10 protein-coding genes are annotated in these 10,444 nt (G+C 66.6%); 6 read left to right on the top strand and 4 right to left on the bottom strand.

All coding sequences use genetic code 11. From position 1 onward, the window contains the following. Nucleotides 1-891: tRNA (5-methylaminomethyl-2-thiouridine)(34)-methyltransferase MnmD (gene mnmD / locus RT697_RS20475; protein ID WP_313701387.1), on the bottom strand; the 891-nt coding region annotated here is incomplete at its 3' end. A 139-nt stretch (nucleotides 892-1,030) separates the two neighbouring features. Between mnmD and RT697_RS20470 the strand changes: the two genes are divergently transcribed. Next, nucleotides 1,031-1,906: an inositol monophosphatase family protein gene (locus RT697_RS20470; protein ID WP_313701385.1), complete on the top strand. Its 876-nt coding sequence runs from the start codon at nucleotides 1,031-1,033 to the stop codon at nucleotides 1,904-1,906. 67 nt (nucleotides 1,907-1,973) lie between these two features. Here the strand turns inward: RT697_RS20470 and RT697_RS20465 are convergent, their stop codons facing one another. Continuing rightward, nucleotides 1,974-3,677, bottom strand: a complete 1,704-nt coding sequence (locus RT697_RS20465) for an AMP-binding protein (RefSeq protein ID WP_313701384.1) — start codon at nucleotides 3,675-3,677, stop codon at nucleotides 1,974-1,976. Nucleotides 3,678-3,754: 77 nt separating this feature from the next. Between RT697_RS20465 and RT697_RS20460 the strand changes: the two genes are divergently transcribed. Continuing rightward, nucleotides 3,755-4,951: a M20 aminoacylase family protein gene (locus tag RT697_RS20460; RefSeq protein ID WP_105237375.1), complete on the top strand. Its 1,197-nt coding sequence runs from the start codon at nucleotides 3,755-3,757 to the stop codon at nucleotides 4,949-4,951. Between the two features lie 12 nt (nucleotides 4,952-4,963). On the opposite strand, the gene RT697_RS20455 is transcribed toward RT697_RS20460, so the two are convergent. Next, the gene (locus RT697_RS20455; RefSeq protein WP_313701382.1) at nucleotides 4,964-5,863 is read right to left on the bottom strand and encodes a LysR family transcriptional regulator; all 900 of its coding nucleotides are present in this window, start codon (nucleotides 5,861-5,863) and stop codon (nucleotides 4,964-4,966) included. Nucleotides 5,864-5,976: 113 nt separating this feature from the next. On the opposite strand from RT697_RS20455, the gene RT697_RS20450 reads away from it, so the two are divergent. The 4 genes from RT697_RS20450 (at nucleotide 5,977) to pagP (ending at nucleotide 9,754) form a co-directional block, all read left to right on the top strand. Beyond that, nucleotides 5,977-7,062: a YeiH family protein gene (locus tag RT697_RS20450; protein ID WP_313701380.1), complete on the top strand. Its 1,086-nt coding sequence runs from the start codon at nucleotides 5,977-5,979 to the stop codon at nucleotides 7,060-7,062. Nucleotides 7,063-7,171: 109 nt separating this feature from the next. Beyond that, complete coding sequence (locus RT697_RS20445; protein WP_056569253.1) at nucleotides 7,172-7,582, top strand: acyl-CoA thioesterase; 411 nt, start codon at nucleotides 7,172-7,174, stop codon at nucleotides 7,580-7,582. A gap of 10 nt (nucleotides 7,583-7,592) precedes the next feature. Continuing rightward, nucleotides 7,593-9,065, top strand: a complete 1,473-nt coding sequence (gene mgtE / locus RT697_RS20440; protein ID WP_313701379.1) for a magnesium transporter — start codon at nucleotides 7,593-7,595, stop codon at nucleotides 9,063-9,065. Nucleotides 9,066-9,199: 134 nt separating this feature from the next. Continuing rightward, nucleotides 9,200-9,754 (top strand): lipid IV(A) palmitoyltransferase PagP, encoded by a 555-nt coding sequence (gene pagP, locus RT697_RS20435; RefSeq protein WP_313701377.1) that lies wholly within the window; start codon nucleotides 9,200-9,202, stop codon nucleotides 9,752-9,754. 5 nt (nucleotides 9,755-9,759) lie between these two features. On the opposite strand, the gene RT697_RS20430 is transcribed toward pagP, so the two are convergent. Continuing rightward, nucleotides 9,760-10,371, bottom strand: a complete 612-nt coding sequence (locus RT697_RS20430; RefSeq protein ID WP_313701374.1) for a gamma-glutamylcyclotransferase — start codon at nucleotides 10,369-10,371, stop codon at nucleotides 9,760-9,762. Between the last annotated feature and the right edge of the window lie 73 nt (nucleotides 10,372-10,444).

Below are 10,444 nucleotides of genomic sequence, written 5' to 3'. Positions count from 1 at the left end.
CGCCAGATGGCCGGCATGCGCCGGCGCGCCCAGCGACCGGGCGGCGTCCAGCACGGTGACGCGCCAGCCGCGGCCCGCCAGCGCCTGGGCGATGCCCGCGCCGGCCAGCCCCGCCCCCACGACCACCGCATGCCGTTCCGACGAGACCGCCGCCGGCAACGCGGCGCTTCCGGCCTGGCGGACCTGCCCCACCGTCATATGCCATTTGCCCCCATATCCGGGCGCCCGCCGCACGTCGAAGCCGGCGTCGGCCAGATTGCGGCGCAGTTCGCCGGTGCAGGCCCAGGTGGCGACCGTGGCGCCCGGCGCGGCCACGCTGGCCAAGGCGCGCAGGAGCGGCGGCGCCCACATTTCGGGATTGCGCTCGGGCGCAAAGCCGTCCAGGAAGAAGGCGTCCACCCGCGCCCCCAGGCGCGGCGCCAGCACCTGCGCATCGCCAAAGCCCAGGGTCAGCGTGACGGCGCCATGCTCGAATTCCAGCCGATGCAGTCCCGGCAGCAGCGCCGGCCACTGCGCAGCCAGCGCGCGTCCCAACCCCGCCAGCGGCTCCGGCGCGTGGCGCGCCAGCAGCGCGGCCACGTCGTCCCGCGAAAACGGGTGCGCTTCCATCGAGACGACGTGCAGCGCCGCGGGCCGCTGCGGATCGTCCCGCCACGCCTGCCACAGCGCCAGGAAGTTCAGTCCCAGCCCAAAGCCCGTTTCGCAGACGGTGAACGAGGCGCGGCCCCGCCAGCGCTCCGGCAGACCGTTGCCGCGCAGGAAGACGTGCTCGGCTTGGCCCAGCGCCCCGGACGGCGAGTGATAGACGTCGCCATAGACAGAACTGGCCAGCCTGCCGTCGGCATCGACACCAGCCTTTGCGGGAACCAGCGGAACGTAAGTCACAGACATCCAGCCCAATTAAATACAGATACGATGAAGCGCGAATTATCGGGCCACCGGCCGATTCGCGTTGGATGCGCACCACGCCGTCCAATGGATTAGCCCGTTTGCCACAGGTTTGACGCATGGGCGGGCTTACACTGGGCCAATGGATACCTACGATCAGCCCCAATCGCTGGCTTCGCCCATCGACCTGTGCGCCGCGATCGACGCGGCAGTCACGGCCGCCCATGCCGGCGCAGCCATCCTGCAATCCTACGCGCACCACCGCGCCGATCTCGTGATCGATCGCAAGGCCCGCAACGATCTCGTATCCCAAGCGGACCGCGAGGCGGAAGCCGCGATCATCCAGGAGCTGAAGGCGCGCACGCCCAAGTTCGGCATCGTCGCCGAAGAAACCGGCGGCAAGGCGCAGGGCGCGGCCACCTGGTACATCGACCCGCTCGACGGCACCACCAACTTCTTGCACGACATCCCGCACTACGCCGTCTCGATCGCCTTGATCGCGCACGCCGGCACGTCGATGTCGGCCAACCAGACCCTGGCCGAAGATACGCCGGTCATCGGCGTGGTCTACGACCCCTGCCGCGAAGAGCTGTTCACGGGCGTGTACGGCGTGGGCGCATGGCTGAATGGCCGGCGGATCACGTGCTCGCGCACGCAGACGATCGAAGACGCCGTGCTGGCCACGGGCTTCCCGTTCCGCGACTTCTCATTTGCCGCGCAATACATGCCGATGCTGCATGACGCGATCAACCGTTCACGCGGCGTGCGCCGCATGGGCGCCGCCGCGCTGGACCTGGCCTGGACCGCCTGCGGCCGTTACGACGGCTATTGGGAAATGGGCTTGGCGCCCTGGGACGTGGCCGCAGGCACGCTGATCCTGCGCGAAGCGGGCGGCGTGTGCACCGACATGCACAAGCAGGATCCCTGGCCGATCGGCGGGCGCGTGGTGGCGGGCAATCCCGCCATCGAACGCGCGCTGCATGAAATGATTGCCCCGCATCTGGACAAGCAGGGCTGAAACTCAAGCCGCAGGCAGCCGAGAGGCGGCCTGGACACCAGAGGCCGCCTTGCGCGGCCTCTGGCGCTTACGCGGACGTCTTCGCGGATGCCGCCGCGGCTTGCGCGTCCGGCCGCAGCTCGCGCCGCAGGATCTTGCCCACATTGCTCTTGGGCAATTCGTCGCGGAACTCCACAAAGCGCGGGCGCTTGTAGCCCGTCAGCTTGTCCTTGCACCACTGCTGCACCTGCTCTTCGGTCAGCGACGGATCCTTCTTCACGACGAACACCTTGACCGCCTCGCCGGAGTGCTCATCGGGCACCCCAATCGCCGCGCACTCCAGCACGCCGGGATGCTGCGCGACCGCCGCCTCGACTTCGTTCGGATAGACCTTGAATCCGGACACCGCGATCATGTCCTTCTTGCGGTCCACGATGCGCGTATAGCCCTGGTCGTCCATGATGCCGATGTCGCCGGTACGGAAGTAGCCGTCTGCCGTCATCGAATCGCGCGTTTCATCAGGCTTGCGCCAATACCCCAGCATGACCTGCGGCCCGCGGATGCCGACCTCGCCACGCTCGCCAAGCGGCACCTCGTTGCCGGCGTCGTCCAGAATCGCCACATCCGTCGACGGCAACGGCAGCCCGATCGAACCGGAGTACGCCGTCGCGTTGGTGGGATTGACCGTCGCCACCGGCGACGTCTCGGACAAGCCGTAGCCTTCGATCAGCGGCCGGCCGGTGATCTTCAGCCAGCGTTCGGCCACTTGCTGCTGCACGGCCATCCCGCCGCCCAGCGTCAGCCGCAGGCCGGAAAAATCCAGCTTCGCAAAGTCTTCGTTATGCGCCAGCGCGTTGAACAGCGTATTGACGCCCGGAAACAGATTTACCGGCGTCTTGCGCCATGCGTTGATCAGCGACGGCTGATCGCGCGGATTGATGATCAGCACGTTGCGCATGCCCGCATGCAGGGCATACAGGCCGCAGACCGTCATGGCGAACACGTGATACAGCGGCAGCGCGCTGATGATGGTGAGCTGCTGGTCCGCCAGGTCATGCACGACCGGCTGCGCCACCGCTTCCGTCTGCAGCACGTTGGCCACCAGATTGCGGTGTGACAGCATCGCGCCCTTTGGCACGCCCGTGGTGCCGCCCGTGTACTGCAGCACCGCTACGTCGTCCATCGAAATGGCCGGCGGATTGAAGGGCATGTGCGCGCCTTCGCGCAGCAGCTTGGGCAGCGCATGGGCGCCGTCGATGTGCCACGCAGGCACGATCTTCTTGATATAGCGCGCGGCCAGGTTGACCAACGGCGCCTTCAGGCCGCCGAGCAGATCGCCCGGACCGGTCACGACGATGTGCTTGAGTTCACCGCGATTGGAGACCTGCTGCAAGGTATGCGCGAAGTTTTCCAGGATGACGATGACGGACGCGCCGCTGTCCAGCAACTGGCGCTGCAATTCGTCCGCGGTGTAGAGCGGATTGACGTTCACCACCGTCATGCCCGCGCGCAGCGATCCCAGCATGCACACCAGATACGCCGGCACGTTGGGCATCATCAGCGCCACGCGCGAACCCTTTGCGAGGTTCAGGCCTTGCAGCCATGCCGCGAACGCGCGCGCCTGCCCGTCAAGCTGCGCATACGTGATGTTGCTGCCCATCGCCGTGCAGGCGATTCGCGGTGCGTAACGCTTGCAGGCCCGGTCCAGCAAGTCGGTGAGCGAGGAATACTCCTCGGTGGAGATCTCCGCAGGAACGCCTTGGGGATACTGAGCAAGCCACGGACGCGTCATGGTATTTGTCTCCATTAAATTGATTTTTGAATGATGATACCCTTTGTCCGTTCCCCATATTCCGCCCGAGTTCGCTCATGAAACTCCTTGAACCCATCGTTGCCTGGCACCAGGATATTTCCAAGATCCGACGCGACATCCACGCGCATCCCGAACTGGCCTTCGAAGAGTTCCGCACCGCCGACGTGGTGGCGGCCAAGCTCGAGGAATGGGGCATCGAGATCCATCGCGGATTGGGCGGCACGGGCGTCGTGGGCATCATCCGCGGCAACCAGCCCGGCGATCGCGCCGTGGGCCTGCGCGCCGACATGGACGCGCTGCCCATGCAGGAAGTCAACACCTTCGCGCATGCCAGCCAGAACGAAGGCAAGATGCACGCCTGCGGCCACGACGGCCACACCGCCATGCTGCTGGCCGCGTCCCAATACCTGGCTGCGAACCGCGATTTCGCGGGCACGGTCTACGTGATCTTCCAGCCGGCCGAGGAAGGCGGCGGCGGCGCCAAGCGCATGATCGACGATGGCCTCTTCACGCAATTCCCCATGGAAGCGGTGTTCGGCATGCACAACTGGCCCGGCATGAAGCCCGGCCAGTTCGGTCTGACGCCCGGCCCCATCATGGCCTCCAGCAACGAATTCTCGATCGTCATCAAGGGCAAGGGCACGCACGCCGGCATGCCTCATTTGGGGATCGATCCCGTCATGGCCGCGGTGCAGATGGCGCAATCGCTGCAGACCATCGTCACGCGCAACCGCAATCCGCTGGATGCGGCCGTGCTCAGCATCACACAGATCCACGCGGGCAGCGCCGACAACGTCGTGCCCAACCACGCCGAATTGCGCGGCACGGTGCGCACCTTCACGCTGGACGTGCTGGACCTGATCGAACGCCGTATGGAAGAGATCGCCCGCCACACCAGCGCGGCGATGGACTGCGAAGTCGAATTCACGTTCCAGCGCAACTATCCGCCCACCATCAACCACGCCGACGAAGCCGCGTTCTGCGCCGACGTGCTGCGCGACATCGTCGGCGAGGACAACGTCAACGCCAACGTGCAGCCGACCATGGGTGCGGAAGACTTCGCCTTCATGCTGCAGGAACTGCCAGGCTGTTACGTGTGGATCGGCAACGGCACCGGCGAACACCGCGACAGCGGCCACGGCCTGGGTCCCTGCATGCTGCACAACGGCAGCTACGACTTCAACGACGATCTGCTGCCGCTGGGCGGCACCTACTGGGTGCAGCTCGCGCTCAAGCGGCTGGCCAAGGCCTGAACGGCCTGGCCGTCATTCCGCTCCCGCGTCCGGCCCGCCGACCGCCAGGCACATCGCCAGAAAGCGTTCGGCGGCGCGGGCAGCAGCGTCGGCGTGCGGGACCAGGATGCTCAGCGTTCTGGTAAGCGGCCGGGGCAGCAGACGCAGGGCCGCCAGCGCCCCGTCTTCGTGACGCATCGACATCACGGACACGAAGCCCACGCCCAACCCCGCGCGCACCGCCTGCTTCACCCCTTCCACCCCCGCCAGTTCCAGGCCGACCGACGGCGCCAGACCGCCATCGCTGAACGCCCTTTCGACCAGCCGGCGCACGCCGGAACCGGGTTCGCGCATCACCAGCGGCGACCCCGCCAGATCCCCTAGCGTCGCGGCGCCCTTGCCCGCCAAGGCGTGATCCGCCCGCACGATCGCCACCACTTCGTCCTGCCGCCACGCGTGCACCGCCGTGTCGGCGGGCAGCCCTGCTGGCACATCGCCCTCGATGAACGCCAGATCCAGCGCCGGCAGACGATCCACGATCTCGCGCGTATTGCCGTCCGACAGATGCAGGCTGACGGCCGGAAACGCATGGCGAAAGTCGGCCACCAGGCGCGGCAACAGATAACTGGCCGGCGTGGTGCTGGCGCCCAGCCGCAGCGCGCCGGTTTCCAGGCCGCGCCACGATTCCCGCACCGCCTGCGCCTGCCGGTACACCTGGCGCAACTGCCGCGCCTGCTCAGCCAGGCGCTCGCCGGCTTCTGTCAGCGCAATGCCGTGCCCGCTGCGGCGGTACAGCGGCTCGCCAAACCACTCCTGCAAGGCGCGCAACTGACCCGACACTGCGGGCTGCGACAGATGCAGCGCCTGGGCGGTGCGGCTGATGTTGCCGGTATCGGCGACTGCGGCAAATGTGAGCAATTGATCCGGCGTCATGGGCGTCGATATCAGAATTTCTGATATTCAATATTTAGATTGAAGATTTTTCAAATAATACGGCCGGATCTAATATTTCGTCTAGTTATGTAGTTATGCCCAAAGGGCCAGTAATGAATACCTCGACCAGCACCGCCGTTCCCCTCCCAGCCGCTCCGGCTGCCGCAGCACCGGCTGCCGCCGCCACGCCTTGGCGCGACAAGCTCAACGGCGTGCTGTTCGTGGGCCTGATGGCCGGCGCCGTGATGCAGCTGGCCGATCTGCCCTTCATCCGCCAGCTCGGCTTTTCTCCGCTGGTCGTGGGCATCGTCTGCGGCATGCTGTACGGCAACTTCCTGCGCGGCACCATGCCCGCGGACTGGGGCGTCGGCGTCAACTTCACCGCGCGCCGGCTGCTGCGTATCGCGGTCGCCTTTTACGGGTTGAACATCAGCATCCAGCAGATCGCCGCCGTCGGCATGCCGGGGCTGGCCGTATCGGTGGCGGTGGTGGTGGGCACGTTGCTGATCGGCACCGTCGTCGGCCAGCGCCTGCTGGGACTGGACCGCGACACCGCCATGCTGACCGCCGCGGGCAGCGCCATCTGCGGCGCCGCCGCGGTGCTGGCGTTCGAGCCCACGCTGCGCGCTGCCCCCCACAAGAGCGCGGTGGCCGTTGCCACCGTCGTCCTGTTCGGCACGCTGTCCATGTTCCTGTATCCCGTCTTCTATCACGCGGGCTGGCTGAATTTCGACACGCAGGCGCTCGGCATCTACATCGGCGGCACGGTGCACGAAGTGGCGCAGGTCGTGGGCGCCGCCAGCAACATCGACCCGGCCACCACCGAAGTTGCCACCATCGTCAAGATGACCCGCGTGGCGCTGCTGGTGCCCGTGCTGCTGGTGCTGGGCATGTACCTGCGCAGCGCCGCCTCCCACGCGGGCGGCCAGGGCAAGAGCGCCAAACTTCCGATCCCCTGGTTCGCCGTCGGGTTCCTGGTGCTGGCCATCATCAATTCGCTGGACATCATTCCCGCCGATATCGTCGCGGCCATCCGCCGGCTCGACGTCTTCGCGCTGACCATGGCCATGACCGCGCTGGGCATCGAAACGCGCTTCGCCCAAATCCGCAAGGCCGGCCCGCGCGTGATGGCCCTGGGCTTCATCCTTTACGTCTGGCTGTTGGTTGGCGGCTACGGGATCGTCAAGCTGGCAACCTGATCGCCGCGCGGGGTTGGAACGGCGAGTGGTGCGGCGGGCGCCAACGCGCACGCCGCCGTCTCGTTTTTCCTGCATAATCGGCTGGTTCTCTAGCATTGGAGTCGGCCGCATGACCTCCAGCACCAAAACCCCGTTTACGACTCTGCCTGCCCATCGCGACGCGGTGTTGCGCGTCATGCCGATGCCGGCCGATGCGAACATCCACGGGGACGTTTTTGGCGGCTGGATCATGGCCCAGGTCGACATCGCCGGGTCCATCCCCGCCGCACGCCGCGCCGCCGGCCGCGTGGCCACCGTGGCGGTCAATGCCTTCCAGTTCAAAGAGCCCGTGTTCGTGGGCGACCTGCTCAGCTTCTACGCCGCCATCGTCAAGACCGGCACCACGTCCATCACGGTCTCCGTCGAGGTCTACGCGGAACGCCAGCGGCTGGACGCCGAAGTCGTCAAGGTCACCGAGGCCACGCTGACGTATGTCGCCACCGACGAAGCGCGGCGCAGCCGCCCTCTTCCCACACTTTGAGCCGTAACGCATGACGCAGTCCGCCGCCGCGCAGAAACCGCCCGCGACGCCCCGCCGCCTCGATCCGGAAGACGCCCAGACCGCCCTCGCGGAAGTCCAGGAGCGCCTGCGGCGGCAGCAGCTCGTCGAAAGCCTGGTCCACCGCCAGGAAGAAGGCGACGCCAAGGCGCCCCTGGTCGAAGATCTGGTGCATCGCCAGCACGAAGCTGAGTTGAAGACGCTTGTCGACAACCTGCACCCGGCCGACATCGCCTTCATTCTTGAATCGCTGCCCAAGGACGAGCGCCAGGCGATCTGGAAGCTGGTCAGCCCCGAGCACGACGCGGACGTCCTGCTCGAAGTCGAAGACTGGGTCCGCGAATCGCTGATCGAGGCAATGGACCGCCAGGATCTCGTCGCCGCGACCGAAAGCATGGACGCGGACGAGCTCGCCGACCTGGCGCCCGACCTGCCGCCCGACGTGGTGGCAGAGGTGCAAAAGGGCCTGACCGAGGAAGAACGCGCGCAGCTCCTGGAAGCCATGGGCTACCCGGAAGACAGCGTCGGCGCCATCATGGACTTCGAGATGGTGCGCGTGCGCGAGGACGTCACGCTCGAAGTCGTGCTGCGCTACCTACGCCGGCTGCACGAACTGCCCGACCACACCGACCAGATCTTCGTCGTGGACCGCCAGGACAAGCTGCAGGGCATCCTGCCCCTGTCGCGCCTGTTGGTCAGCGAGCCCGAGACCGAAGTGCGGGCGGTCATGAATTCCGATTTCCTGACCTTGAACCCGCTGGACTCCGACGCGGACGCGGCCGGCGCCTTCGAACGTTACGACCTGGTTTCCGCCCCCGTGATGGACGACCAGGGCCGGCTGATCGGCCGAGTCACCATTGCCGACGTGGTGGACGTGATGCGCGAAGACTCGCAGGAACAGGCGCTGTCGCGCGCCGGTCTGCAGGAAGAAGACATCTTCGCCCCGGTCAGCACCGCGCTGCGCAACCGCGCGCCGTGGCTGCTGTTCAACCTCTGTACCGCCGCCACGGCCTCGTTCGTGGCGTCGCAGTTCGAGGGCACGGTCAGCCAAATCGTCATCCTGGCGTTCCTGATGTCGATCGTGGCAGGCATCGGCGGCAACTCCGGCAACCAGACCATGACGCTCATCATCCGGGCGCTGGCCATGGGCCGGATCACCGGGCGCAACCTGTGGCAGCTCGTCAAGCGCGAGCTGTTCGTGACCTTGCTGGTCGGCCTGTGCGGCAGCCTCGTGGCCGCCCTGTTCGCGTGGGTGATCTCGCGCTCGCTGTCCATCGCGCTGGTGATGATGGCCGCCATGATCTGCAACATGCTGGTCGGCGCGTCGGTCGGCGTGCTGGTGCCCATGGTGCGCGCGCGCTTCGGCAAGGATCCCGCGATGGGCTCGTCGGTGCTGCTCACGTTCGCCACCGACTCGCTCGGCTTCTTCATTTTCCTGGGCCTGGCCACGATCTTTCTGTTGTAGCGCTCCCGCCACATCCCGGCGCCGCATCGGACGGTCTCACCCCTTGCGCCCCCCAGGTGACAGCCCGCTGACAGGGAAGATGACACGCGCTCCGTTACAGTAACGGAACTGTCATTTTCACCCTGGGGCCCGCAATGACCGCCAGACTCCGCGCCGCGCTGCTCTGCCTGCTGCTGTCCGTTTTCACCGTATCCGCCCACGCTTGCGAAGACATGCCCTCGTGGGCTCAGTCGGCGTGCAACCGCATCGACCAGATCTGGTCCGAAGGCGGCAACGACCTGTATGTCAGCGGCTGGGCCTGGCACAACCGCGCCAAGTACAGCGCCGAAAAGATCGACAGCTTCCGCGAACTCGCCTGGGGCGGCGGCTACGGCCGCAGCATCTACGACGAGGACGGCGATTGGCAGGGCCTGTACGCCATGGCGTTTCTGGACTCGCACTCCAAGGTGCAGCCCATCGCCGGCTATGGCTTTCTGAAGATCGGACAGGTCAGCGACGACTTCCGGCTGGGCGCGGGCTATACCGTGTTCCTCACCGCGCGCCACGACATCATGAGCTACGTGCCGTTTCCCGGCATCCTGCCGCTGGTCAGCGCGGGCTACAAGGACGCCATGCTTTACGCCACGTACATCCCAGGCTCAAGCGGCGCGGGCAATGTGCTGTTCATGTTCGGCCGCTGGCAGTTCTGATCGCGTCAGAACGCGTGGCCCAGCTTGCGCACCAGGTCGCCCAGCCGCCAGTCGTCGATGCCATGCGCACGCAGCGCGCGCGCCGTTTCCACCACGTAGTCCAGGCAAGGTCCGGAATGTCCGACCGCATTGCGCACGGACGTCAGCAGACGATCGTCGCAGAGATCGGCCGCGTACTCGCGGCAGGTGCGATTCAACAGGAACACCAGACCGCGCACCGGCGCGGCATCGGTGTGGCAGGTCAGCCAGCGCGGGCGGTAGGCGCCCGTGACCATTTCCCGGCGCCACAAGGCTTCAAAGACCTGCGGCACGTCGCTGGCCGCAATCTGGAAGGCAACGCCCCGGCAGCAACCCCCGCGATCCAGTCCGAACACCAGGCCGGGATTGTCAGGCGACCCGCGATGGTCATGCGACCACAGGCACAGCGAGCGGTGATAGCCCCGCACCGTAGCCAGGCGCCGCTCGCGCCAGGCAAACCCGGGATGCCAGATCAGGGAACCGTAGGCGAACACCCACAGGTCGTCGACGCCGTTCCAGCCGGCCAGGAGGTCATCCACCGATGCTGCTTGCCGCGATTCTTGCAATCCGGCGCAGCCGGCGGGCACTGCCAACGACATAGGGTCCTCTGATATCCCGATTCACTCCAAGACTGGAGTGAGCGATATCCTACGCCGCGCACCGCGCAAAAGC

The sequence above is a fragment of the Achromobacter sp. genome (genome assembly GCF_032113835.1).
GTDB lineage: Bacteria > Pseudomonadota > Gammaproteobacteria > Burkholderiales > Burkholderiaceae_B > Achromobacter.
Note: the sequence above shows the minus strand (reverse complement) of the source record. Positions and strands in the feature narration are given on the sequence as shown.

Bases quoted from the DNA above. Each gene is read 5' to 3' on its own strand.
- RT697_RS20470 (WP_313701385.1), top strand. From the start codon at position 1,031: ATGGATACCTACGATCAGCCCCAATCGCTGGCTTCGCCCATCGACCTG.
- RT697_RS20465 (WP_313701384.1), bottom strand. From the start codon at position 3,677: ATGACGCGTCCGTGGCTTGCTCAGTATCCCCAAGGCGTTCCTGCGGAG.
- RT697_RS20460 (WP_105237375.1), top strand. From the start codon at position 3,755: ATGAAACTCCTTGAACCCATCGTTGCCTGGCACCAGGATATTTCCAAG.
- RT697_RS20455 (WP_313701382.1), bottom strand. From the start codon at position 5,863: ATGACGCCGGATCAATTGCTCACATTTGCCGCAGTCGCCGATACCGGC.
- RT697_RS20450 (WP_313701380.1), top strand. From the start codon at position 5,977: ATGAATACCTCGACCAGCACCGCCGTTCCCCTCCCAGCCGCTCCGGCT.
- RT697_RS20445 (WP_056569253.1), top strand. From the start codon at position 7,172: ATGACCTCCAGCACCAAAACCCCGTTTACGACTCTGCCTGCCCATCGC.
- mgtE (WP_313701379.1), top strand. From the start codon at position 7,593: ATGACGCAGTCCGCCGCCGCGCAGAAACCGCCCGCGACGCCCCGCCGC.
- pagP (WP_313701377.1), top strand. From the start codon at position 9,200: ATGACCGCCAGACTCCGCGCCGCGCTGCTCTGCCTGCTGCTGTCCGTT.
- RT697_RS20430 (WP_313701374.1), bottom strand. From the start codon at position 10,371: ATGTCGTTGGCAGTGCCCGCCGGCTGCGCCGGATTGCAAGAATCGCGG.